This window comes from Salinimicrobium sp. TH3, from assembly GCF_026676115.1.
Classification (GTDB): Bacteria; Bacteroidota; Bacteroidia; order Flavobacteriales; family Flavobacteriaceae; genus Salinimicrobium.
Genome location: NZ_JAPONB010000002.1, coordinates 495,828 through 519,715, shown reverse-complemented (window position 1 = coordinate 519,715; position 23,888 = coordinate 495,828). Strand labels below are relative to the sequence as shown.

Annotated in this window: 24 protein-coding genes; 20 read left to right on the top strand and 4 right to left on the bottom strand. The window is 42.3% G+C overall.

What is annotated here, in order from left to right; translation table 11 throughout:
- Positions 1-4 precede the first annotated feature (4 nt).
- The 4 genes from OU683_RS05640 to OU683_RS05625 all read right to left on the bottom strand — a co-directional run bounded on the left by OU683_RS05640 (position 5) and on the right by OU683_RS05625 (position 4,114).
- Positions 5-1,414 (bottom strand): sensor histidine kinase, encoded by a 1,410-nt coding sequence (locus OU683_RS05640; protein WP_268136147.1) that lies wholly within the window; start codon positions 1,412-1,414, stop codon positions 5-7.
- 83 nt (positions 1,415-1,497) lie between these two features.
- On the bottom strand, positions 1,498-2,046 hold the full coding sequence (locus OU683_RS05635; RefSeq protein ID WP_268136095.1) for a CopD family protein: 549 nt from the start codon (positions 2,044-2,046) through the stop codon (positions 1,498-1,500).
- Between the two features lie 50 nt (positions 2,047-2,096).
- Positions 2,097-3,128 carry a ferrochelatase gene (hemH, locus tag OU683_RS05630; RefSeq protein WP_268136093.1) on the bottom strand — a complete coding sequence of 344 codons (1,032 nt, stop codon included), beginning with the start codon at positions 3,126-3,128 and terminating at the stop codon, positions 2,097-2,099.
- Between the two features lie 95 nt (positions 3,129-3,223).
- Complete coding sequence (locus OU683_RS05625; RefSeq protein ID WP_268136091.1) at positions 3,224-4,114, bottom strand: AraC family transcriptional regulator; 891 nt, start codon at positions 4,112-4,114, stop codon at positions 3,224-3,226.
- A gap of 210 nt (positions 4,115-4,324) precedes the next feature.
- Here OU683_RS05625 and hemA point away from each other — a divergent pair, with 210 nt between their 5' ends.
- The 20 genes from hemA (at position 4,325) to OU683_RS05525 (ending at position 23,794) form a co-directional block, all read left to right on the top strand.
- Positions 4,325-5,584, top strand: coding sequence for a glutamyl-tRNA reductase (gene hemA, locus OU683_RS05620; protein WP_268136089.1), 1,260 nt, complete (start codon positions 4,325-4,327; stop codon positions 5,582-5,584).
- Positions 5,581-6,504 (top strand): hydroxymethylbilane synthase, encoded by a 924-nt coding sequence (gene hemC, locus OU683_RS05615; protein WP_268136087.1) that lies wholly within the window; start codon positions 5,581-5,583, stop codon positions 6,502-6,504. Before hemA ends, hemC begins: the two co-directional genes overlap by 4 nt.
- 26 nt (positions 6,505-6,530) lie before the next feature.
- Complete coding sequence (locus OU683_RS05610) at positions 6,531-7,244, top strand: uroporphyrinogen-III synthase (protein WP_268136085.1); 714 nt, start codon at positions 6,531-6,533, stop codon at positions 7,242-7,244.
- Between the two features lie 115 nt (positions 7,245-7,359).
- On the top strand, positions 7,360-7,911 hold the full coding sequence (locus OU683_RS05605) for a transposase (RefSeq protein WP_268136083.1): 552 nt from the start codon (positions 7,360-7,362) through the stop codon (positions 7,909-7,911).
- 10 nt (positions 7,912-7,921) lie between these two features.
- Positions 7,922-8,950 carry a uroporphyrinogen decarboxylase gene (gene hemE, locus OU683_RS05600; protein WP_268136081.1) on the top strand — a complete coding sequence of 343 codons (1,029 nt, stop codon included), beginning with the start codon at positions 7,922-7,924 and terminating at the stop codon, positions 8,948-8,950.
- A gap of 2 nt (positions 8,951-8,952) precedes the next feature.
- Positions 8,953-9,456, top strand: coding sequence for a DUF6973 domain-containing protein (locus tag OU683_RS05595; protein ID WP_268136079.1), 504 nt, complete (start codon positions 8,953-8,955; stop codon positions 9,454-9,456).
- Positions 9,453-10,355, top strand: coding sequence for an oxygen-dependent coproporphyrinogen oxidase (gene hemF, locus OU683_RS05590; RefSeq protein WP_268136077.1), 903 nt, complete (start codon positions 9,453-9,455; stop codon positions 10,353-10,355). Before OU683_RS05595 ends, hemF begins: the two co-directional genes overlap by 4 nt.
- Positions 10,356-10,448: 93 nt before the next feature.
- Positions 10,449-11,414, top strand: a complete 966-nt coding sequence (hemB, locus tag OU683_RS05585) for a porphobilinogen synthase (RefSeq protein WP_268136075.1) — start codon at positions 10,449-10,451, stop codon at positions 11,412-11,414.
- 29 nt (positions 11,415-11,443) lie between these two features.
- Positions 11,444-11,794 (top strand): hypothetical protein, encoded by a 351-nt coding sequence (locus tag OU683_RS05580; RefSeq protein WP_268136073.1) that lies wholly within the window; start codon positions 11,444-11,446, stop codon positions 11,792-11,794.
- A gap of 71 nt (positions 11,795-11,865) precedes the next feature.
- On the top strand, positions 11,866-12,345 hold the full coding sequence (locus OU683_RS05575; protein ID WP_268136071.1) for a hypothetical protein: 480 nt from the start codon (positions 11,866-11,868) through the stop codon (positions 12,343-12,345).
- Positions 12,346-12,678: 333 nt separating this feature from the next.
- Positions 12,679-13,386: an SDR family oxidoreductase gene (locus tag OU683_RS05570; protein ID WP_268136069.1), complete on the top strand. Its 708-nt coding sequence runs from the start codon at positions 12,679-12,681 to the stop codon at positions 13,384-13,386.
- 18 nt (positions 13,387-13,404) lie between these two features.
- On the top strand, positions 13,405-14,523 hold the full coding sequence (locus OU683_RS05565; RefSeq protein WP_268136067.1) for an SDR family NAD(P)-dependent oxidoreductase: 1,119 nt from the start codon (positions 13,405-13,407) through the stop codon (positions 14,521-14,523).
- 10 nt (positions 14,524-14,533) lie between these two features.
- The gene (locus OU683_RS05560) at positions 14,534-16,564 is read left to right on the top strand and encodes a GDP-mannose 4,6-dehydratase (protein WP_268136065.1); all 2,031 of its coding nucleotides are present in this window, start codon (positions 14,534-14,536) and stop codon (positions 16,562-16,564) included.
- Positions 16,561-17,571: an MDR/zinc-dependent alcohol dehydrogenase-like family protein gene (locus tag OU683_RS05555; RefSeq protein ID WP_268136063.1), complete on the top strand. Its 1,011-nt coding sequence runs from the start codon at positions 16,561-16,563 to the stop codon at positions 17,569-17,571. The genes OU683_RS05560 and OU683_RS05555 overlap by 4 nt, the downstream gene beginning before the upstream one ends.
- A 2-nt stretch (positions 17,572-17,573) precedes the next feature.
- Entirely contained in the window at positions 17,574-18,587 is a 1,014-nt protein-coding gene (locus OU683_RS05550; RefSeq protein WP_268136061.1) for a Gfo/Idh/MocA family protein, read from the top strand.
- On the top strand, positions 18,577-19,683 hold the full coding sequence (locus OU683_RS05545) for a glycosyltransferase family 4 protein (protein ID WP_268136059.1): 1,107 nt from the start codon (positions 18,577-18,579) through the stop codon (positions 19,681-19,683). Before OU683_RS05550 ends, OU683_RS05545 begins: the two co-directional genes overlap by 11 nt.
- Positions 19,680-20,816 carry a CgeB family protein gene (locus OU683_RS05540; RefSeq protein WP_268136057.1) on the top strand — a complete coding sequence of 379 codons (1,137 nt, stop codon included), beginning with the start codon at positions 19,680-19,682 and terminating at the stop codon, positions 20,814-20,816. Before OU683_RS05545 ends, OU683_RS05540 begins: the two co-directional genes overlap by 4 nt.
- Positions 20,813-21,913, top strand: a complete 1,101-nt coding sequence (locus OU683_RS05535) for a CgeB family protein (protein ID WP_268136055.1) — start codon at positions 20,813-20,815, stop codon at positions 21,911-21,913. The genes OU683_RS05540 and OU683_RS05535 overlap by 4 nt, the downstream gene beginning before the upstream one ends.
- A gap of 3 nt (positions 21,914-21,916) precedes the next feature.
- Positions 21,917-22,993 (top strand): CgeB family protein, encoded by a 1,077-nt coding sequence (locus OU683_RS05530; RefSeq protein ID WP_268136053.1) that lies wholly within the window; start codon positions 21,917-21,919, stop codon positions 22,991-22,993.
- A gap of 3 nt (positions 22,994-22,996) precedes the next feature.
- Complete coding sequence (locus OU683_RS05525; protein ID WP_268136051.1) at positions 22,997-23,794, top strand: TIGR04290 family methyltransferase; 798 nt, start codon at positions 22,997-22,999, stop codon at positions 23,792-23,794.
- Positions 23,795-23,888 lie beyond the last annotated feature (94 nt).

Here is a 23,888-nt window from a genome sequence, read left to right as displayed (position 1 = left end):
CGTGTTATTTTGGAAAATGAACCTTAAAGATAGTGCCTTTATTTAATTTGGAGGTAAACGTGATGCTTCCGCCGCAACTCTCCACAATATTTTTTACCATCGCAAGGCCAAGACCCATTCCGCTGGATTTGGTGGTAAATTTAGGCTCGAAGATCTTGTCCATATTTTCTTCAGAAATCCCAACGCCATTATCTGAAACTATTAAGCAGGCGCGGTTCTCCTCCTCCATCACCGAAACCAGGACAGCAGGATGTTCTTCCTTCTCGACGGCCTGTACGGCATTTTTCACCAGGTTTGTCACCACCCTAATAAGCTGAGTACGATCAAACTTGGCGACGATCTCTTCTTTTTCTGAAGAGAACAGGATGTAATCTTCGTTGAAAATATCGAGGGCGAGTTTAACTATTTTTGGAACATTTAGTGTTTCATTTTGTTGGGCGGGCATTTTCGCAAAATTGGAAAAAGCTGAAGCAATAGAGCTCATGGTATCGATCTGGGTGATAAGCGTATCACTAAATTCATCAACCTTGTGCTGAATTTGAGGATCATTGGGATCGAATTTTCTTTGAAAACTTTGAACGCTGAGGCGCATTGGCGTAAGAGGATTTTTAATTTCATGGGCCACTTGTTTGGCCATCTCCCTCCAGGCCTGTTCCCGCTCGCTAGTGGCCAGTTTAGCCGCACTTTCCTCAAGCTCGTCGATCATCGAATTATATGCTGCCACCAGGGTAAAGATCTCCTCACTTACATTACCAATCTCGATTTTCTGGTTCTTCTTGTCAAGCCGCGTTTGATGAATCCTTTCTGAAACTGTTTTTAAGCTTCGGGTGATATATTTTGAAAGAAAATAAGCGAGCAGGATCGCAAGGACCAGCATGAATAAATAAACTTCGGTAAGTTTTATGAGAAAGTTCCTTAAATCGCGGGTTATAAAATAGTCATCTTCGAGATATGGAAGGTTGAGGATCGCCAGCGGCCGGAATTTATTATCTGTGATATAGGTATAGGAAGATTGAAATCTTTTGTCGTTTTTGATGGTTTGTTCTATCACCCTTTTTCTGGAAGAAGACTGCAGCTTTTCCACAATTGTCCTGTCAAGTCTAAGATCGGTCGTATCCGGGAAAAAGGACTGGTTCGACTTTAAGATAAGGTCGCCTTCGAGACTATAGACGTTAATGGGCATATTATGCACTTGTGAGATCTCGTGGATCTTGTCGTCCTGTTTAAGAATAAGGTAAACCGTCTCCTCCCTTATCTCATAGGTGGTACTTTCCACTACAAATTTGATGTGCTCCCTTATCGCCTCTTCCTTTCGTTCGAGTCGTTCCCTATGATATTCCTGTGCTTCCTTTTTATATTGCAGTACCGTAATTCCTCCAATTAAAATTGATGCCAGTAACACCAGCACGATCATAGAAAGGAATATTCGGGTTCTTAAAGAGAATTTCAAAGAGTAATTTTTAAGGTGGCAAAATAACTAACAATTATTAAACCATTCTAAATATCGGGATTTTTGGAGCGTAAACGCTTGTAAATTTTTATTCCCAGCATCAACATCGCAGCCAAAAGAAAAATTCCGACTACACCATAGATCCAATTTAACGCATCTCTTAGGATCACCAGGAATACTACTGCAAAAAGAATAAGGGTGGACACCTCATTCCAAAGCCTCATTTGGTTCGATGTCCAGGTGATTTTATCATTTTGAAGCTGATTAAAAATATGATGACTTTTACCATGGTAAAAGAAAAGAAGCAGCACAAAAGCAAGTTTCACGTGCATCCAGGGCATTTGTAACCAACCCGGCATAAGTACAAGGAGCCAGACGGCGAACAGAGTTGCAAGAATTGCTGAAGGCCAGGTAATAATAAACCACAGTCTCCTGGTCATGATCTTTAATTGTTCGCTTAAAATGCTCTTTTCAGGTTCAGGTTTCTCTGAAGCTTCAATGTGGTAGATGAAAAGCCGGGGGATATAAAAAAGTCCCGCAAACCAGGTGATCACAAAAATAAGGTGCAGGGCTTTGATGTAGTTGTAATATTCCAAGGCAGGTCTGGTTTTTAAAACGAATTCTTGCTAAGGTGTCAAAAAAGGTATTATACAGCTACATTTTGGTGCGCCCATTCATCAACCCAACGCGCCAGTACCTTCACCCAATCTTCCCGATCGTTAAGACAGGGCACAACTGTGAATTTTTCACCGCCTGCTTCTTCAAAAATCTCCTTTCCTTCCATTGCAATCTCCTCGAGCGTCTCTAAACAGTCTGAAACAAACGCCGGAGTCACAATAGCAAGGTTCTTAACTCCTTCCAGACCTTTTCTTTCAATAGTACGATCTGTATAAGGCTGCAACCATGGATCAAATCCCAATCTGGACTGGAAGGACACCGAAAATTTCCCTTTTTCAAGCCCCAGGTATTCAGCTACCAGTTTGGTGGTTTCATAACATTGGTGACGGTAACAGAACTGGTGTGCAGGAGAAGGAGTTTGGCAACAACTGCCATCTATTTTACAATGAGATTGGGTAATATCACTTTTCCTGATATGCCTTTTTGGAACCCCGTGATAGGAAAACAAAAGGTGATCAAAATCCACTCCTTTTAAGGATTCTGAAATACTCGTGCCCAGCACCCGAATATAATCTGCATGATTATAAAAGGCGGGAACCGAAGTAAACTGCATCTGCGGAAAATGCTTTTTCCGAAGTTCTTCTGCCAGCACTAGAATAGTTTCGGTAGTTGCCATGGCAAACTGGGGATACAGGGGAAAGATCAATACCTCATCCACTCCTTTGTCATGCAGTTCCTGAAGTCCGCTTTTAATCGAGGGCTTGCCGTAACGCATGGCCAGTGCAATAGGAACTGAAGTTATAGAATCCACCTTTTCCTGAAGCCTTTCAGAAAGAACAATTAAAGGAGAACCTTCTTCCCACCAGATCTTCTCATAAGCCTCTGCCGATTTTTTTGGCCGGGTATTGAGAATAATCCCCCGCACTAAGAGAGTACGAGCCCAATAAGGCACGTCAATAACCCTTTCATCCATGAGGAATTCATCGAGGTACTTTTTTACGTCTTTTGGGTCTGTGCTGTCGGGCGAACCAAGGTTGACCAGTAATACTCCTTTACTCATCTTTTGAATTTGCTGTAAAAATACAATTATTAAATTCGGACAAAAAAGCTTCAGGAAATCTTTAGAAAAATGGCTGCATTGAAGAAATTTATAGATCAGGCTTCCGAAGAAAGTGACATTAGGTACTTCTTTGGAGTTGTCCCAAATTTCTTTTTAAAGGCTGCAATAAAATGACTGGAAGTGCTGTAACCAACTTTAAGTCCAACTTCATTCACATTATATTCTCCGGAATCCAATAGCTTTCGGGCGTATTCCATTTTATAATCAAACAAAAAGCTGAAGACTGAATCTCCATAAATCTGTTTGAACCCTTCCTTAAGTTTTTTAAGGCTAAGGCCAATTTCCCTGGACAATTCCTGCAGTGAAGGAGGTTCGGCCATATTGGCAATCACAATTTCCTTGGCCTTTCTTATTTTTAGCACATTCTCTTCGTCACTTAAAAAAGGGCACTGCTCAACATCGGGCTCTCCAGAACGGTTAAAATAGAGGCTTAGCAATTCATATGCCTTAGCTTTAAAGTAAAGGTTTTTAATACTTGGAACCACATTATAATTCACCACCTGGTTTAGGACGATCACCATTCCGGGGGTTAATGGACTGTCCTTATAATATTGCTTATCACGGTTCTCAAGACTAAGAAAACTTACATAACCTGCCTCTTCAGAAAAAAGGGCATGAAATTTTTTAATCGAGATCACGATGGAGATCACCCAGCTGCCTGGCTGCAGCTCCAGGTCAATGGGCAGGTCACGTTTGGGGTTGTAAAGCAAAAGTGCATTTTCTTCCAGCAGCGGAATTTTATAACTGCCATTATTGAAGAAAAACCTGCCTTCTCCTTTTCCGGAAAAATGAAACTGGATGAAGTTGCTGTTGATATTTCGATGGATCTTCACCCGCTCCCTGGTTGTATTTTGAAACCGGAGCAAATAAAACCCCTCTTCCAACCGTGTTTTTTCAAAGGTACTTTGAGCGACATTTTCCTGCATGGCAAAATGAATTTATAAGCGGCTTTTATTTAGAAACGTTCTAAACAAAGTTGCCGTACTTCCATTGTTCATAGGTAAAAATAGCTCAAAAATATGATTTTAATCAGTTTTTAGACTAAAATCACGTGCAGCGATAAAAAATGTACTTTTAGCGTTGTTTTTTACTTTAACCTTATCTTACATTTGCTCGTTAGAATCCTATTCAGGTACATGGAAGATTATAATATTTCTAGAGGAAAACATTTTTATACAATAGGCCTTAGTTATAAAAAGGCCGATGCAGAAGTAAGAGGACATTTTAGCCTGGACGATACGAGAAAGAAAAATTTGCTTGAGCAGGCAAAGATCGAAGGTATCGACGGCATTATTGTTACCTCTACCTGCAACAGAACCGAAATTTACGGTTTTGCCCAGCACCCTTTCCAATTGATCAAATTGCTGTGTGAGCACACTCATGGTACCGTTGAGGAGTTTGAAAAGGTGGCTTATGTATATAAGAACAAGGAGGCAATTTCTCACATGTTTAGAGTTGGTACCGGTCTTGACAGCCAAATTCTGGGAGATTTCGAGATCATTAGCCAAATTAAGACTGCATTTATTCAGTCAAAGGATATAGGAGTCTCAAATCCATTTTTAGAAAGACTGGTAAATGCCGTGATCCAGGCAAGTAAGCGCATTAAAAATGAAACCGGGATTTCCTCGGGAGCTACTTCTGTGAGTTTCGCTTCGGTTCAATACATTCTAAAGAATTTTGAAAACCCTGCGGACCAGAATATCCTGCTGTTCGGAACAGGAAAAATAGGTCGCAATACCTGTGAGAACCTGGTAAAGCACACAAAAAAACATCAAATTACCCTAATCAACAGGACGAAAGATAAAGCAGAAAAAATTGCCGGTAAATTCGACCTCACCGTTCGGGACTATGCCGACCTTCAGGCAGAAATAAGACAGGCTGATATCCTTATCGTTGCGACAGGAGCTCAAAATCCAACAATAACGAAAGAGCTGATCTATAATAAAAAAGACCTGTTGATCCTGGATCTTTCTATTCCAAAGAATGTATCAGATGAAGTGGCAGAACTTCCGGGAGTGTCGGTAATTCACCTGGATCACCTTTCCCAAATGACCGATGAGACTTTGGAACGCAGAAAATCTGCAATTCCAGATGCACATAAGATCATTGCCGAAATGGAAGCCGATTTCAATTCCTGGCTTGAAACCCGAAAATTCGCACCTACTATAAAAGCTTTGAAAAAGAAACTGAAGACAATGAAAGATGCTGAAGTGGATTTTCAACGCCGAAAAATTGAAAACTTTAACGACAGGCAGGCCGAAGTTCTTGGAGATCGCATTATCCAGAAGATCATGAACCAGTTTGCCAACCATCTCAAAGGCGATTCAAATTCTACAGATGAAAGCCTGGAGTTGATCCAGAAGGTATTTCAACTTGAAGAAACGTTTAAGAAATGAGCAGGGTGATTCGCATAGGCACCCGGGACAGTGAATTAGCACTATGGCAGGCAAATGCAGTAAAAAATGCACTTGAAAAACTGGGTCACAAGACGAAATTAATACCTGTAAAATCACAGGGTGACCTGGTGCTTGACAAACCTCTTTATGAATTTGGGATCACAGGGATCTTTACCAAGACGCTGGATGTGGCCATGATCACAGATGAAATTGACATCGCAGTGCACTCCATGAAAGATGTACCCACAGCTCTGCCTAAAGGAATTGTGGAAGCTGCGGTCTTAAAAAGGGCAAATACCCAGGACATTTTAATTCATAAAGGCACCAATTTCCTCAATGAGGAAGGAATAGTTGCCACGGGTAGTCTTAGACGCCAGGCCCAGTGGTTGCATAAGTACCCAAACCATGAGATCGTAGATCTTCGAGGAAATGTAAATACACGCCTGCAGAAGCTGGAAGACAGCGACTGGAATGGGGCAATCTTTGCGGCGGCAGGCCTAGAACGCATCAACCTCAAACCCGATTCTTTTATTGATCTAAAATGGATGATCCCGGCACCGGCACAAGGAGCCATGCTGGTAGTTGCCAAAGAAGAGGATGAATTTTGCAGAAAGACTCTCTCAGCTTTAAATGATGAGAAAAGTCAAACCTGTGTTCATATTGAAAGGGAATTCCTACGCGTGCTGGAAGGAGGCTGTACAGCTCCAATTGGTGCTCTGGCGACCATTGAAGGAGATAAAATCCACTTTAGGGCCGCACTTTTTAGTCTTGACGGGCAGCAGAGAATTGGTGTAGAAAAGGAAATTCCTGTATCAGACCATAAAGGTTTCGGACGCGCCTGTGCCGAGGAAGTGCTAAAAGCCGGGGGAAGAGAACTTATGCGAGAGATAAAAGAGGCGGTTAACAACACCAAAGGCTAATATTCAAGAACAAACGCTCCCGGGATTTGTCAAAAACAGAAGATGGCGACGGTTTTCCAAAACAGCTCTCAACCCGGAGCAGGATCGCCTCTGTACTTTCAACTAAAAAACTTACTACCGGCCAGCGGGAACTTCTTTTAAACCGTGGAATTGGCCTGGTAGAAATGGATTTTATTTCTATTGCCCCAATTAACTTTGAAATAAAAAATATTCCGGACAACCTGATCTTCACCAGCAAAAATTCTGTTAGGGCAATTCTGAAACATCCGCTTAGAAACCAGCTGCAGGGAAAAAATATTTTTTGTGTTGGGGAGAAAACTGCCGTTTTTTTGAAACAAAATGGCTTCAGGGTGTCAAAAATGGCAAATTACGGGGGAAATTTGGCTTCAGAAATAATCAACAATCAAAAGAAAGAAGAGTTTTTGTTCTTCTGCGGAAAAAAAAGAAATGCAGATTTACCGGAGCGACTAAAATCTGCCGGGGTAAACTTTTCTGAAGTAGAAGTATATGACACTCATGAAGTGTCCAAAAAAATAGATCGTACCTTTGATGGAGTGTTGTTTTTTAGTCCCAGTGCAGTGCGAAGCTATTGTTCCCAGAACGACCTTAAAGACAGCTTGGCTTTTTGCATTGGAACGACAACTGCAGCCGAAGCCAGAAAATTTACAAATGAAATAGTTATTGCCACGACTCCGTCAATTGAAAATGTGATTGTACAGGTGGTGAAAAAATTTACGTAGCGAATAGGTGGTAGACCTGCAAGGTTTCCAAAACCTTGTAGGTCTCTTTTAAACTAATAAACTAAGACCTACAAGGTCGAAAAAAAGACCTTGCAGGTCTGGGAGATATAAAAAAATGAAATTAGAAACATTAGAAAAAGATCATTTTTACCACATCTACAACAGGGGTATAAATAGATCAAACATTTTTTCTAATGATGAAAATAAGCGCTACTTCCTTCAGCTGTACCACAAATATTTAAGCCCAGAAGTTTCAACGTTCGCCTACTGTCTACTTCAGAATCATTTTCACATGGTGGTTAGAGTGGAGACAGATACGAAGCAAGTAACTCAAAGCTTTTCAAATTTCTTTAATTCTTATGCCAAGGCCTTTAACAAGGCAGAGAATAGGACAGGCAGTTTATTTGAGAAGCATTTCAAAAGAATTAAAGTAGATAATGAAAAGCACCTGAAACAACTGATAATCTACGTAAATTTAAACCCTGAAATCCATTTTGGGAAAGCCTTCAAAACCTATACCTTTTCTTCGTTTCGGGAAACTGTAAGCGATGATCCGAAAATTGTAAAAAATGAAGAAATTTCTGCACTTTTTGGAGGTAAAGAAAATTTTCAGAAAGCACATGAGAATCGAAGTATCTCTCTTTCTGAAGAACTAACATTAGAATAAAACAATGACCATGATAAAAAACGATCTTTTTCTTAGAGCTTTAAAAGGGGAAACGGTGGAACGCCCACCGGTATGGATGATGAGACAGGCAGGAAGATACCTGCCCGATTTTATGAAGCTCAAAGAGAAGTACGACTTCTTTACGCGTTGTCGCACTCCGGAGTTAGCTACAGAAATCACTGTGATGCCTATTCACCAGGTAGGAACAGATGCAGCTATACTTTTCAGCGATATTTTAGTGGTTCCTCAAGCGATGAATATTGAAGTGGAGATGAAACCGGGCCTTGGCCCCTGGCTTCCACATCCTGTAAGGTCTTCTGCCGACGTAGATAAAGTTATAGTACCCAATGTGCACGAAACTTTAGGATATGTGATGGAAGCCGTGAAAATGACTAAAAAGGAACTCAATGATGAGGTGCCTTTGATAGGTTTTGCCGGTTCTCCATGGACGATTTTGTGTTATGCAGTACAGGGGCAGGGTTCCAAAAACTTTGATATTGCGAAGAAATTTTGCTTTACAAATCCACAGGCGGCACATACCCTGCTACAAAAGATCACCGATACTACCATTGCTTATTTAAAAGCCAAAGTTGAAGCAGGAGTTGATGCGGTTCAGGTATTTGATTCATGGGGAGGGATGCTTTCTCCTGAGGATTACCAGGAATTCTCCTGGAAATACATTCAGCAGATCATTGATGCTCTAAAACCTGAAATTCCTGTAATTGCTTTTGGAAAAGGATGTTGGTTTGCCCTCGATAAAATGGCAGTTTCGGGAGCTTCTGCCCTTGGGGTTGATTGGACCTGTTCTCCCCACATGGCAAGAAAATTAACAGGAGGAAAAATTACGCTTCAAGGGAATTTTGATCCAAGCAGGTTATATTCACCTCCTTCAGAAATTAAGAAAATGGTGAAACAAATGATCGATGAATTTGGAAAGGACAGGTACATAGTCAACCTTGGCCATGGGATACTACCCGACATTCCTGTAGAAAATGCTATTGCTTTCGTGGAAGCCGCAAAAGAATATAAGGCTCGTTAAAAATGGTAGTAGGTAAAAGAATCGCGACCCTTAACTTTAGGGAACTCGTTATTCTTTGTGCTGTCTTTTTAAGACATCCTTTATACCTCCTCCCTATTTATAAAGCTACCAGGGAAGCTGTAGCCATAAGCGACCGCCTGTATGGCGATTTACATCATAAGGACAACAGGACAAACGCCTTTCGTCATGCCCTTTGGAACTATTTGATCTGTAAATCCTGCTTGCCGGCGGCCGGTTCCCCCGAAAACACATTGAGCTGGAGCAAAAAGATAACCGATCTTCATGAGCGGCTGTCGCCAAATGAGAGCCTCGCAAAAAAAATGGACCTTCATAATAACAGGATTGGAAGGGAACTATTTATGGATTTGGTCGAAAAAGAAAAGGAAGAGGTCATATACATTCTTCAGAAAAAAACGGGAGAAGCAATAAAAATTGAGAGTGTAGAAGAAATTGAAAAAGAGAAAAATAATTTAGTTTTTCTAGAAAAACTTAAAACTTCGAAATGAAAGAAAAGTTCTACGCATACATTCAAAATCTTCAGGACAGGATCACTGCAAATCTTGAAGCCATTGATGGAAGTGCTATTTTCAAGGAAGATCTTTGGCAAAGAGAGGAAGGCGGCGGCGGTCGTACGCGGGTAATAGAAGACGGCGCCGTGTTTGAAAAAGGTGGGGTAAATATTTCCAAAGTATATGGACCTCTTGCACCGGCAATGCAGCAGCATTTTGGTGTGGGAGATGTTGATTTCTTTGCGTGCGGCCTCAGCCTGGTTTTACATCCTTCAAACCCACTGGTGCCTACTGTTCATGCCAACTGGAGGTATTTCGAAATGTACGACAAGAGTGGAAACACAGTAGACAGCTGGTTTGGCGGCGGACAGGATCTTACTCCATATTACCTTTTTAAGGAGGATGCAGAGCATTTTCATAAAGTTTGTAAAGCTGCCTGTGACCGACATGACCCCTCTTTTTATCCCGATTTCAAAATAAAATGTGACCAGTATTTCTGGAATTCCCATCGAGACGAGGCCCGTGGAATAGGAGGTTTATTTTTTGATTATTTAAAACCCTCGAATGAAAAACCGGAAGAGGCCTGGTACAATTTTGTTACCGATATAGGAGACAGTTTTCTTGATGCTTATCTTCCCATTGTGGAAAGGAGAAAGGATCTTGCTTTTTCCTCTGCTCAACGTGACTGGCAGGAGATAAGGCGGGGTCGCTATGTGGAATTTAATTTGGTGCACGACAAGGGCACTTTGTTCGGATTGAAGACCAATGGTAGAATTGAAAGTATCCTCATGAGTCTGCCTCCACAAGTGCAGTGGGTTTATGACCATCATCCCGAACCGGGAAGTGAAGAGGAGAAATTGGTGAAGGTGTTGGAGAATCCGCGGGAATGGATCTAGTGCTCAGTTTTAAAGTTCAATCTTTAACAGTAAACTCCCTTTAATATTAAACTTTTAACCTTGAACCGAATCTTGAACCTTGAATTTTAAATCATGCTAATAAGAAACCGACGACTTAGAACAAACGAAGTTATACGAAGCCTGGTAAGGGAAACCCTTGTTTCTCCCAACGATTTTATCGTACCACTGTTTGTGGTGGAAGGGCAAAACGTGAAGGAAGAGATCGCTTCCATGCCTGGTTACTACAGGTATAGTCTGGATCTTTTGAAAAAAGAGGTTAAAGAACTTTGGGACCTGGGGTTAAGATCTGTTCTGGTATTTGTAAAAGTACCCGACAACTTAAAAGACAACAAGGGAACTGAAGCTCTTAATCCCGAAGGCCTTATGCAGCGGGCGGTAAAGACGATCAAAGGCGCTGTGCCCGAAATGCTTGTAATGACCGATGTCGCTCTTGATCCATACTCTTCCTACGGCCACGACGGTATTGTGGAAGACGGTTACATAGTCAATGATGCCACAAGGGAAGTACTGGCCCAAATGGCTCTTTCCCACGTGCAGGCAGGGGCCGATTTTGTTGCTCCCAGTGATATGATGGATGGTAGGATCCAGGCAATTAGGCAGCTCCTGGAACAGGAGAATTTTCCAAATTCAGGAATTATGAGTTACAGTGCGAAATATGCTTCGGCATTTTACGGCCCTTTTAGAGATGCACTGGATTCGGCACCCGGATTTGGTGACAAAAAAACCTATCAAATGGATCCTGCAAACCGCGAAGAAGCGATCAAAGAAACCCTGCAGGACATCGCAGAAGGCGCCGATATCGTGATGGTAAAACCGGGACTTTGTTACCTGGACATTGTTCGGGAGATCAAAAATGCCGTAAACCTACCGGTGGCGGTTTACCAGGTAAGCGGCGAATATTCCATGCTTAAAGCTGCAGCCGAAAAAGGCTGGCTGGATCATGATGCGGTGATGCTGGAACAGCTTACTGCAATCAAGCGGGCCGGTGCACAAATGATCGCCAGTTATTTTGCAAAAGACGCTGTTAAATTGCTCTAAACGGTGTGCTTTTTGATTAATTTTAGCTTGTGCAGCAGCAGATAAAAATATTGTTGAATCACCTCGCCATTTTGCTGGCCCTTTTAAGCATTGGCGGGGGTTCTACTTATGCTTCCGGTGTTCCAGAGATCCGGAAAGAGCAACCTTTTTCTTCTGAAAAATTCGCAGCTGCCAATCCTCTTTCTGTCGCTTATCGCGAAAACCCTTATCAGGACATCCCGGAGCTACTAAAAAATTTCCATTTTGGCAATTCTTCAGTAGTTCCCAATTCCTTCAATACGGAGATTACTGGCTATTCGGAAGGATCTTACTTCAGCTATAAAAGAGATCTTCGAAAAGATCTTGAAATTCAACTTTTTCCGAAGCATTTTTTCTTGTGAACATGTTCTGCATTCTTTTGCAGTACACCAAAAACATATTTCAAAAAAGTTCACATTTAAAAATTTACAAAATGGATACAGCATCCACCCTTATGGGTCTGGGACTACTACTCTTGTTTATAGCTCCCGTTGGTTTTCTGGTTTACAACCAGTCTAAGAAAGAAAAAAAACGTGCAAAGAAACTGTCATTTTTGGCAGGTGAGAAAGGTTACAACCTTGACGAAACTGAAAATGTACATGGGTTATCACTGGCACTGGACAAAACAGCAAAGAAATTCCTCCTGTTAAAATCTGGTGAGGAAGCCAAGCTGCAGGTTATAGATCTTGATGATATTTCTAAAATTGATTTACACAAAAACAACGAAGATGGAAAAAGTACATCTTCACTGGATGAAATGAGAGAAATCATGCTTCTTGTAAAGACCAAAAATAATTCAGAAAAAAAGCTGGTCTTTTACGCAGAGGAAGAAGATCCGGTTACCCAAAAAGCCGAAAGATTGGACAGGGCTATAAAGTGGCAAAAGACACTTCAGAAATATTCCCGGTCCTAAACTTTTCCCAAAAACAAATATAAATAACAGGAGCATAACCGCTCCTGTTATTTTTTTGCAGCTTCTTCAACCCCTTTCCCAACTGACTTAACAAGAATACTTACACGATTCTTTTTTGAATAACCGGCTGCTGATCCAGCCCCAAACTACCAGTAAAATAGCGGGGTTTAAGATTGTTTTAAGTTTGCTTTAGTACAATTTCACAGGCCTCTCTTGTACCTTTGAAAATGAGCGATGAGATAATCCAGCCATTTTTTCCGGGGCGTTCGCTCATCCTTTATTAATTATCCTGGCGGAAAAAATTCGAAGGTTATTTAAAAAGATCTAAACCGAATGACTAAAAATACTTCTGTAAAAATTGCCCTTGTGACCGGTGGTAGTAGCGGTATTGGAATGGCAATAGCCAAAAAACTCAGTAGTGAAGGCGTAACAGTTGTTGTAGCCGATCTTAATAAATCCGGGGAACAGCATGAAAATATAAAGTATCGAAAATGTGATGTGAGTAAGGCAGAAGATATCGATGACCTCTACTCCTGGACCACAGAAAATTTTGGTCACCCCGATTATCTTATCCTCAATGCCGGCCGGGGAATTCAGGAAAAACTTACAGAAGGAGATCCTGAGAAATGGAAAATGGTACTGGAAACAAATCTACTGGGCCCTTTGAGATGTATAAGGGCTTTTACTCCCCACATGATCTCTCAACAAAAAGGAAATGTTGTTTTTATTTCATCGGTCTCAGCCAATCAACCTCACCCATACGGAGGAATCTACGCGGCTTCAAAATCTGCCCTGGAGGTAATTGCCGAAACATTGAGACTGGAGGCCCTTCCCCACATAAATGTTACGATTGTAAGTCCCGGGATTGTAGACACGGCTTTTTACAAGCACCAGATCTCTGGAAATAATTCGGTGGACCAAATGGCCATGGGGGCGATAAATCCCGAAGAGATTGCAGAAGACGTATGGTATGCACTCAACAAGAAAAAAGGAACCAGCATCAATAAGATCATAACCAGACCAACTTTACAAAACTTTTAACCAACCAAAACTAATTAGATGCAGAAGAAAATACTTATAACAGGAGGAGCAGGATTTATTGGGTCGCATCTCGCAGATGAACTTTTAAACAAAGGATACAAGGTGCGGGCACTGGATAACCTTTCTGAACAGGTTCACGGGAAGAATGCTTCCCGTCCCGAATATCTTAATCCCGATGCGGAGCTGCAAATTGGAGACGTTCGTGATAAAGCGGCCGTAGAAAAGGCCCTCGAAGGCATAGATGCTGTAATTCACCTGGCGGCAATGGTGGGCGTAGGACAAAGTATGTATCAAATAAAAGATTATACAGATGTCAACAACGTAGGAACTGCAGTGTTAATGGAAGCGCTCATGGATAAACCGGTAGAAAAACTGGTCACCGCTTCCAGCATGAGTATTTATGGTGAAGGCCTGTACCTAAATGAGGAAGGCGAAAAACGCATGGACTGCGAAAGAAAACTGTCCGATCTTAAAAAGGGGAAATGGGAGATGTATGACAGCAATGGAAAAGAGCTGGAGCCGGTTCCCACTCCAGAAACAAAAATTCCCAATCTTTCTTCAGTTTACGCCCTTTCCAAATATGACCAGGAAAGGTTGAGTTTAATTACAGGAAAAGCATATAATTTCCCGGCCACGGCCTTGAGGTTCTTCAATGTTTATGGCACCCGGCAGGCACTTTCCAATCCCTATACCGGGGTTCTGGCAATCTTTGCCTCACGCCTGCTGAATAATAATCCCCCGTTGATTTTTGAAGATGGAAAACAGAAACGAGATTTCATCCATGTAAAAGATGTAGCCCGAGCCATTCGACTGGCCATGGAAAAGCCCGAAGCCGATGGTGAAGTATTTAACGTGGGCAGCGGCAACAAATACACCATTCTTGAAATTGCCGATAAACTGGCAGAAGTAATGGGTAAAGAAGATCTTAAAGCCGAAGTAACCGGAAAATACAGGGTTGGGGACATAAGACATTGTTTTGCCGACACCACTAAAACAGAAAATAATTTAGGTTTTAAACCTGAAGTAAAATTTGAAGACGGTTTATTCGAACTGGCCGAATGGCTGAAAACTCAAATAGCTACCGACAATGTGAGTCAGGCAAGCGACGAATTATCTTCCAGAGGTCTAACCGTATAAAAGAACAGCTATGAAAGGAACGAAAAATATAAATCCCAATACTCCTCAACTCGGCATTCTTGAATGGTTTAGACCGGGGGAACACGAGCAGGTAAAAGCTGCAATTGAAGATTTTAAAAAACTAGGTATAAAACATTTGCGCACAGGGATTTCCTGGGCCGACTGGTACGTTGAAGGTACCCCAGAATGGTATGACTGGCTTTTTGCAGAACTTGCTCCGCATGTCGAGATCTTACCCTGTTTCCTGTATACTCCTCCATCTATAGGAGAAATGCCTAAAACCTCAGCTCCACCTAAAGATCTAAAATCATATGCCGATTTTATAGACGAAATGATCACCCGGTATGGTGACTATTTCGAATGGGTGGAATTATGGAATGAGCCAAATAACAAAGTGGAGTACGATTTTACCCTTGACTATTCCTGGAACAAGTTTTCCACGATGATAGGCATGGCTGCTCATTGGGCTCAAAAAAGGGGAAAAAAGACGCTTCTTGGCGGGATGAGTCCCATAGATCCCAATTGGCTGCAAATGATGGCCGAGCAAAAAGTTCTTGATTATATAGATGCTGTGGGAATTCATGGTTTCCCACACGTTTTCGACCAGCAATGGAAGGGGTGGGAGATCAATATTCAAAGTGTGAGGGAAATCCTTGACAAATTTGGTTATAAACAGGAAATATGGATTTCGGAAGTTGGTTTCTCTACCTGGCAAGACGATGAGGTTAAACAGTATCAGGAATTTAAAAATGTCCTTAATGCCAATGCCGACAGGATATATTGGTATTCCCTGAAAGATCTGGATCCAAAAAACTCCACAGTAGGCGGATTCCATCTTGATGAGCGGGAATACCATTTTGGATTGAAAAAGACCGATGGAACCGAAAAGCTACTCTACAAGCTTCTTTTGAACCACGGAGTAGAAGATATTAAAGAACAAAATTATATTAAGAAGCAGTATAAGATTTCTGAAAAGGAGAAATACATTTTAATAACCGGAGGTGCCGGCTTCATTGGAACTAATCTTGCTTCCCGCTTTCTTTCTGAAGGGAAAAGAGTAATGATCTACGACAGTCTTTTTAGAGATGGAGTAGAAGAAAATTTACAATGGCTTCAGAAGAAATATGAAGATAAATTGATCATCCAGATCTCCGACATTAATGAAGAGAGGATTTTGCAGGAGTGTGTAAATAATGCTTCCGAAGTTTTTCACCTCTGTGCACAGGTTGCCGTAACCTCATCGGTGACAAACCCTATTCACGATTTTAATGTGAACCTTAAAGGTACTTTTCATTTACTCGAAGCGATAAGAAAAAGTAAACATCAGCCATCTTTGATCTTCACTTCCACGAACAAGGTATATGGAAATCTACAGGATGTGAAAATGATTGAAAATGAAACCCGATTTTATCCTGAAGACGCCAGTATGAAGAAGCATGGGATAAATGAAAAAATTCCGCTTGATTTCCACAGCCCTTACGGTTGTTCAAAAGGGGCTGCAGATCAATACATTCTGGACTACTCAAGAACCTATGGCCTTAAAACGGCGGTTTTTAGAATGAGCTGCATTTATGGTCCACACCAGTTTGGCACCGAAGATCAGGGTTGGGTGGCACATTTCCTCATCAGCGCCCTGGAGAATCAACCCATAACCATTTACGGGAACGGAAAGCAGGTTAGGGATATTCTATTTGTAGAAGATCTTATAGATGCATTTATGCTGGCCTCTAAGAATATTGATAAACTGGCAGGAGAAGCTTTCAACATTGGTGGAGGCCCGGAAAATACAGTGAGTCTCCTGGAGATCCTAAATACGATTAGAGAAAAAGCCGGGAAAGAGATGGATGTGAGTTTTGAAGACTGGCGCACAGGGGACCAATTCTATTACGTTTCAAATACAAACAAATTCAAAGAAGCTACAGGTTGGGAGCCTAAATATACGGTACAGGAAGGTGTGGAAAAACTGGTGAAGTGGTTATGTGAAAACCGAAATATCCAACTACCCGAAAACCTGAATCCTCAAAAAAAGGTCGCAATATGAGAACTTCCGAAGCAGTACAGGAAAAAGCACCTGATATATCAAAAACTACTATGGCAAAAGCAGCAGTTTTACAAGCTCCGCAAAAAGTAAGTCTTGAAGAAATAGAATTACCGAAACCCTCTAAAGGAGAGGTGCGAATCAAGCTGGAAGGCTCGGGAGTTTGCGCATCTAACATTCCAGTATGGGAAGGTCGCGACTGGTTTGATTATCCGGTCACTCCGGGAGAACCGGGTCATGAAGGCTGGGGTATTATCGACGCAGTGGGAGAAGGTATTACAGAATTGAAAGAAGGTGACAGAGTTACTGCCCTTACCTATAAAGCCTATGCAACCCATGATATTGCAAAAGAAGATAGTGTGGTGAAATTACCCGATTTTCTCCAGGGAAAGCCGTTTCCCGGGGAACCATTGGGCTGTGCGATGAACATCTTTAACCGCAGTGACATCCAAAAAGGGCAAAAAGTAGCCATAGTTGGCAGCGGTTTTTTAGGAACCCTCCTGGTTCAGCTGGCGAAATCTGCCGGTGCCGAAGTTATCGCTGTTTCCAGAAGAGAATTTTCTTTAGACACTGCAAAAAAGGCAGGAGCAGATCATCTTGTTAAAATGGATGACCATTACAAGATCATTGAAAAAATAAAGGAACTCACAGGGGGGAATTTTTGCGAACGCGTCATAGAATGCACAGGAAAAGAATGGCCGCTTAACCTTTCTATTGAACTCACGGGTACAAGAGGAAAACTAATTGTTGCCGGCTTCCACCAGGACGGCATGCGCAGTCTTAACGTGCAAATGCTCAACTGGAGGGGAATTGACATGATAAGTGCCCATGAGAGGGATCCCCAGCAGTACATTTCAGGAATTAAAGATGCTGTAAAAGCTGTGGAAGAAGGAAAAATGGATCCTTTCCCCCTCTTTACACACAGCTTTTCCCTGGAAAAAATGGACAAGGCATATAAACATCTAACCGACAGGCCTGAAGGCTTTGTTAAAGCATTAATCGTTAACTAAGAATGATACCAACTCAACCAACCAATAAAGAATTATCCCTTGGCTTTCTCGGCGTAGGCTGGATTGGCCGCAACCGCATGGAGGCTATTCTAAAAAACACCAAAGCAAGAGCAGCTGCGATTACCGAACCAAATTCCGAAAATTTAGACGCTGCTAAAAAGAGTGCCAAAAATGCCATTTTAAAGTCCTCTCCCGAAGCGCTTTTTGCTGAAGAAGATCTTGATGGAATTGTAATTGCCACTCCCAGCGCCATGCATGCCAAACAAAGCATGGACGCATTGAAAAGCGGAAAAGCCGTCTTTTGCCAGAAACCTCTAGGGAGAACTGCCGAAGAAGTTAAGCAGGTGGTGGAAGCCTCCCGGAATGCAGACAAATTATTGGCCGTAGATCTTTCCTATCGCTATACAAAAGCTTTTAAAGCGGTTTATGATACCATCCAGAAAGGCGAAATCGGGGAAATCTTTGCTGTAGATCTCACTTTTCACAATGCCTATGGGCCCGATAAGGAATGGTTCTACGACATCAAAAAATCTGGAGGTGGTTGTGTAATGGATCTGGGAATCCATCTGGTAGATCTGGCACTTTGGAGCCTGGATTTTCCGGAAATTAAAGCCGTACGAAGCCATCTTTTTCACAAAGGCAACAAGCTAACTTCATTTGAGGAGCACGTGGAAGATTTCGCAAGTGTGAACCTCACTTCAGAAAAAGACCAGGTAATCAACCTTGAATGTTCCTGGCATGTTTCTGCAGGAAAAGACGCCATTATTGAAGCCACGTTTTACGGAACTAAGGGAGGAGCATCCTTTAAGAATGTCAATGGTTCATTTTACGATTTTAAAGCCGAAAAATATCATGGTACACAAACTGAAACCCTGGTAAATCCTCCCGATGAATGGAGTGGCCGCGCCGGAATTGTTTGGGTAGAAAATTTATTGGAAAATAACCGGTTCGATGAAAAATCGGCAACCGAATTTATAAAAACAGCCTTAGTAATAGACCGTATATATGGAAAATAAAAAGATGAAGGTGTTGATGACTACCGATACGGTAGGAGGAGTATGGGTTTATTCACTGGAACTCTGCAGGGCCCTAATGCAATATGATGTCCAGGTACACCTTATAGCCCAAGGAGGATGGCCTTCCCCGGCACAGCAGACAGAAGCCGAGACAATTCCCAATGTAACCTTCTATAAAAGTGATTACAAGCTCGAATGGATGGAAGACCCATGGGAGGATGTAGAGCAGTCAAGGAAATGGATCAATAGCATTTATCAAACTGTACAACCAGATTTGGTGCACCTTAACAACTACGCTCACGTAGAGGAAGAGTGGACTGCACCTGTAATCACTGTTTTCCATTCCTGTGTGAGAACCTGGTGGCAGGCTGTAAAAGGAAAAAATGCACCACAGGATTGGGATCGTTATTCCCAGATCGTGAAAGAATCCCTTGAAGAATCTAACATTGTAGTGGCACCTACGAAAGCTATCTTACAGAGTGCGCAGGATATGCACCAATTTTCTTCGGAAACCAAGCTAATCCACAACGGCCGTGTTTTCCCTTTGGAAATAAAAGAACCAAAAGAAAAATTCATTCTTTCTATGGGCAGAATGTGGGATGAAGCCAAGAATCTACCCCTGCTTTCAAATATTGCAGAACGCCTGCCGTGGCCTGTATATGTCGCCGGAGAAGCTGTTAATCCCAATACGGGAAAAGAATGTAGTATCAAAAATGTCAAATTTCTTGGGAAACTATCTCCCGAAGAAGTTGAGGAATGGATGCAGCGGGCCAGCATTTTTGTTAGCCCCACCCGCTACGAACCTTTTGGTCTCGCAATTCTTGAGGCTGCGGGCAATGGATGTGCTTTGGTTCTTAGCCAGCTCGAAACCTTAAAGGAATTATGGGACGGCGCGGCGCTGTTTTTCGATCCCGACGATGAAGCCGAAGCAGAGAAAACTATCATCCACCTTCTTGAAAGTCCAGAATTTCTGGAAGAACTTTCAGCAAAAGCCAGAATCCGGGCAAAGGAATATTCCGCAGAGAAAATGGGTGCGGCATATCATGATCTTTATCGGGAAATCCTGGAAAAAGAACAAAAATTGATCAGTATATGAAAATAGTGATGTTTTACCATTCTTTATATTCCGACTGGAATCACGGGAATGCGCATTTTTTAAGGGGAATTGTAAAAGAACTTCAAAAACGGGGACACGAAGTGGATGTCTATGAACCCGAAGGGGGCTGGAGTTTACAGAACCTGCTAAAAGATCACGGTGCCGAGCGGCTGGATGAATTCCGGCAGTATTATCCATCATTGAATCCGCAGTTCTACAACCCAGAAAAAAAGCTAAACTATAAAAATATACTGGGAGATGCCGACCTTGTGATCCTTCACGAATGGAATGAGCCCAACCTTATTTCTGAAATAGGAGAACAAAAAGATAAATTTGGCTTCAAATTGCTATTTCACGATACCCATCACCGTGCTGTTTCAGCTGAAAAAGAGATGAAAAAATTTGATTTCTCTCACTTTGATGGCGCGCTCGTTTTTGGTGAGGTGATAAGAAAGATCTATCAGGATAAAAAATGGGTAGAAAAGGTCTGGACCTGGCATGAAGCTGCCGATGCCGACTTCTTCAGTCCAAACAGAGATGAAGAAAAAGAAGGTGACCTGGTATGGATAGGTAACTGGGGCGACGGCGAAAGAACCGAAGAGCTCATGGAGTTTCTTATACGTCCTGTGAAGGAATTAGGAATTAAAGCAAAAGTCTACGGCGTACGCTATCCCGAAAAAGCAAAAAAAGCCCTTGCCGATGCAGGGATCGAATATGGAGGCTGGTTACCTAACTACAAGGTGCCCGAAGTTTTTGCGAAATATAAAGTAACCGTGCATGTGCCACGGCGACCTTACGTTGAAATGTTGCCGGGAATCCCTACTATCCGGCCTTTCGAAGCCTTGTCCTGCGGCATCCCATTAATTTGTTCTCCCTGGAATGATGCCGAGAACCTTTTCACTCCAGGAAAAGATTACCTCATCGCCAAAGATGGAAATGATATGGGCTATAAACTTGCAGAGGTTCTTAAGAGTGCCCAGCTTGCGCAAAGTCTCTCAGAAAATGGTCGCAAGACGATTCTGGCAAAACACACCTGTGCCCACAGGGTGAATGCTCTGGAAGATATATTTAAAGAACTAGGCCTGTCCAAAGACAAAATCTTTCCAATCCAAAACAAAATACAGCAAGCATGAAAAGAAATCTGAAAATTGCCTTTTTTGGCTCAAGTATAGTATCGGCTTACTGGAACGGCGCGGCCACCTATTACCGCGGAATTGTAAAGGCCCTCCATAAAATGGGACATGAAGTAACCTTTTATGAACCGGATATTTATGGACGACAGAAGCATCGGGACATTGAAGATCCCGAATGGTGTACCGTAAAAGTTTATCCTAAAGATAAGGTGACTTTGCAGGGGCTATTGCAGGAAGCTTCGGAAGCAGATGTCATCATAAAAGCTAGCGGGGTTGGCGCCTTTGATGATTTCCTTGAAGACGCTGTAGTACAGCTCAAAAAAGAGGATAATCTCATCATATTTTGGGATGTCGATGCTCCTGCGACGCTTGATAGAATAGAATCTGATCCTTTGGATCCTTTTAATTCCCTAATCCCTAAATATGATCTTGTGCTCACCTATGGTGGAGGCCAACCGGTTATTGACGCCTATGAACGTAACGGCGCAAAAAGATGTGTGCCAATTTATAATGCGCTGGATACAGATACACATTTCCCTGTAGATCCTAATCCAAAATTCGAAGGCACTTTAGCCTTTTTAGGCAACCGTCTTCCCGACCGGGAAAAACGTGTAGAAGAATTTTTTATAAGGCCTGCAAAGCGACTTTCAGATGATAAGTTTCTGCTGGGAGGTAGCGGCTGGGGCGATAAAAAGATGCCAAAAAACATCGATTACGTTGGCCACGTATATACCAAAGATCACAATGCTTTTAATTGTACTCCAAAAGCAGTACTTAATATTAGTCGCGACAGCATGGCCAAGTATGGCTTCTCGCCTGCAACCCGTGTTTTTGAAGCTGCCGGAGCCGGTGCCTGTATAATTACAGATTACTGGAAAGGCATCGATACCTTTTTTGTTCCGGGAAAAGAGATCCTGGTAGCCAATAGTGGCGAAGAAGTGGAGATGATACTGTCGGGGCTTTCTTCGGAAAAAGCCAGAGAAATTGGAAAGGCAGCCTATGAGAAAGTACTGGCCAAACATACCTATAATCATCGCGCAGAATTGCTGGAGTCGGTAATTTCTGAAAAGATACAACCTGTAGAACAAAAACAGTAGCCCATGAAATTTGTAATCATAGGACTTTCGGTCACTTCATCCTGGGGTAACGGTCATGCCACAACGTACCGGGCACTTCTTAAGGAACTTAATGCGATGGGTCATGATATCCTGTTCCTGGAAAAAGATGTGCCCTGGTACGCCCCTCATCGCGATATGCCAAATCCCGATTTTTGCCAGATTGGGCTCTACAAGACCAATGAAGAACTAAAAACCAGTTACAAAGAAGAAATCGAAAAGGCCGATGTGGTCATTGTTGGTTCTTACGTGCAGCAGGGAGTGGAAGTAGGAAACTGGGCAATTGAAACAGCTACGGGCGTGACCGCTTTTTACGATATTGATACTCCGGTTACCCTGGCAAAACTGGAAAGAAAAGATTACGAGTACCTGGACAGGGACATCATTTCAAAATACGACCTGTATTTATCATTTTCGGGAGGTCCTATCCTTAGGCACCTGGAAGAACATTATGGTTCACCTATGGCAAGGGCCCTCTATTGCTCAGTAGACCCCGATCTATATTATCCTGAAGACCGTCCTGAAAAATGGAAAATGGGATACCTTGGTACTTATAGTGATGACAGGCAGCCGACAGTACAGGAATTGCTTAATAAACCTGCCGCACAATTCCCTTCAGAAAAGTTTGTAGTTGCAGGACCCCAATATCCAGAAGACTTCCCGTGGTCAAAAAACGTAGAACGTATAGATCATCTTCCGCCGGCAAAGCATCGGGATTTTTATAATTCCCAGGAGTTCACTCTGAACGTTACCCGGGATGATATGATCAAAGCCGGTTATTCCCCAAGTGTAAGGCTTTTTGAAGCCGCTGCCTGCGGAGTCCCGATAATTTCAGATTACTGGGATGGGATCCACAGCATTTTTAAAGAGGAAAAAGAAATTTTGATCGCCCGAAGCAGCAAGGAAGTAGAGAAATACTTCCGAAGTATATCTGAAGAAGAGCGAAAGCAGATAGGGGAAAAGGCACGGCAAAAAGTCCTTAAATCCCACACAGCACAAGCAAGAGCGAAAGAACTAGTTAATTACGTAAAGGAGGTGCTTAAGCCTTCAGAAAAAGTTTAATATATGTCCACTCAACAAGAAGTAAAAGAACTGGCACCCTGGTTCCACAATATTCAACTTCCCGACGGTACTCAAACCGCACCCGATCATTTTTTGGGGGATTTTCCAAAATTTAAATGGGAAAAGATCAAAAACTCTATTCCCGAAAATCTTGAGGGATGGAAAGTGCTGGACATAGGCTGCAACGCCGGTTATTACTCCCTGGAACTTGCAAAACGCGGTGCCGAGGTGCTGGCAATCGACCTTGATGAACATTACCTGAAGCAAGCAAAATGGGTGGCAAAAGAATTTGGTCTTGACGACAAAATTAGATTTGAACAGATGCAGGTCTACGATCTCGCCCACACCGAAGAACAGTTTGACCTTGTGTGGTTCATGGGAGTTTTTTACCACCTTCGTTATCCAATGCTGGCTATGGACATATTGTCTAAAAAAGTGAAGAAAATGATGGTCTTTCAAACACTTTCCTTACCCGGCCAGGAGGAAATGCCCATTCCGGAAGATGTGGAGTTCCACAAACGGGAGATTATGAAAGAAGATGCCTGGCCAAAAATGGCTTTTATTGAACATAAACTGGCAGGCGACCCTACCAATTGGTGGGCTCCGAATCATCAGGGAATCATCTCAATGTTGCGCAGCTGCGGACTCAATGTCACGGCAATGCCAGAAGATGAAACCTACGTCGCCCAAAAAGATATTAATCTTCACTCCAGCCTGGACACCTGGAACTACTCAGAATATCTCTCTGCAGTTGGAAAAGACTGGAAAGAAGAGGTTGAGAAAAAGACCCGCAAAGAATAACATCTTTATTTATCGTGGCACAATTTTCAAAGTAAAAATCTGGAGGCGCAGGAAATCGCGCCTCTGTTATTTTCTTATTTATTATTCTACCTCC

Excerpts from the sequence above, each read along its gene's own strand:
- hemE (WP_268136081.1), top strand. The coding sequence starts at position 7,922 with ATGATAAAAAACGATCTTTTTCTTAGAGCTTTAAAAGGGGAAACGGTG.
- OU683_RS05595 (WP_268136079.1), top strand. The coding sequence starts at position 8,953 with ATGGTAGTAGGTAAAAGAATCGCGACCCTTAACTTTAGGGAACTCGTT.
- OU683_RS05525 (WP_268136051.1), top strand. The coding sequence starts at position 22,997 with ATGTCCACTCAACAAGAAGTAAAAGAACTGGCACCCTGGTTCCACAAT.
- OU683_RS05535 (WP_268136055.1), top strand. The coding sequence starts at position 20,813 with ATGAAAAGAAATCTGAAAATTGCCTTTTTTGGCTCAAGTATAGTATCG.
- OU683_RS05570 (WP_268136069.1), top strand. The coding sequence starts at position 12,679 with ATGACTAAAAATACTTCTGTAAAAATTGCCCTTGTGACCGGTGGTAGT.
- hemH (WP_268136093.1), bottom strand. The coding sequence starts at position 3,128 with ATGAGTAAAGGAGTATTACTGGTCAACCTTGGTTCGCCCGACAGCACA.
- OU683_RS05640 (WP_268136147.1), bottom strand. The coding sequence starts at position 1,414 with ATGATCGTGCTGGTGTTACTGGCATCAATTTTAATTGGAGGAATTACG.
- OU683_RS05625 (WP_268136091.1), bottom strand. The coding sequence starts at position 4,114 with ATGCAGGAAAATGTCGCTCAAAGTACCTTTGAAAAAACACGGTTGGAA.
- OU683_RS05540 (WP_268136057.1), top strand. The coding sequence starts at position 19,680 with ATGAAAATAGTGATGTTTTACCATTCTTTATATTCCGACTGGAATCAC.
- hemF (WP_268136077.1), top strand. The coding sequence starts at position 9,453 with ATGAAAGAAAAGTTCTACGCATACATTCAAAATCTTCAGGACAGGATC.
- OU683_RS05545 (WP_268136059.1), top strand. The coding sequence starts at position 18,577 with ATGGAAAATAAAAAGATGAAGGTGTTGATGACTACCGATACGGTAGGA.
- OU683_RS05530 (WP_268136053.1), top strand. The coding sequence starts at position 21,917 with ATGAAATTTGTAATCATAGGACTTTCGGTCACTTCATCCTGGGGTAAC.
- hemB (WP_268136075.1), top strand. The coding sequence starts at position 10,449 with ATGCTAATAAGAAACCGACGACTTAGAACAAACGAAGTTATACGAAGC.
- hemC (WP_268136087.1), top strand. The coding sequence starts at position 5,581 with ATGAGCAGGGTGATTCGCATAGGCACCCGGGACAGTGAATTAGCACTA.
- OU683_RS05555 (WP_268136063.1), top strand. The coding sequence starts at position 16,561 with ATGAGAACTTCCGAAGCAGTACAGGAAAAAGCACCTGATATATCAAAA.
- OU683_RS05575 (WP_268136071.1), top strand. The coding sequence starts at position 11,866 with ATGGATACAGCATCCACCCTTATGGGTCTGGGACTACTACTCTTGTTT.
- OU683_RS05605 (WP_268136083.1), top strand. The coding sequence starts at position 7,360 with ATGAAATTAGAAACATTAGAAAAAGATCATTTTTACCACATCTACAAC.
- OU683_RS05560 (WP_268136065.1), top strand. The coding sequence starts at position 14,534 with ATGAAAGGAACGAAAAATATAAATCCCAATACTCCTCAACTCGGCATT.
- OU683_RS05550 (WP_268136061.1), top strand. The coding sequence starts at position 17,574 with ATGATACCAACTCAACCAACCAATAAAGAATTATCCCTTGGCTTTCTC.
- hemA (WP_268136089.1), top strand. The coding sequence starts at position 4,325 with ATGGAAGATTATAATATTTCTAGAGGAAAACATTTTTATACAATAGGC.
- OU683_RS05565 (WP_268136067.1), top strand. The coding sequence starts at position 13,405 with ATGCAGAAGAAAATACTTATAACAGGAGGAGCAGGATTTATTGGGTCG.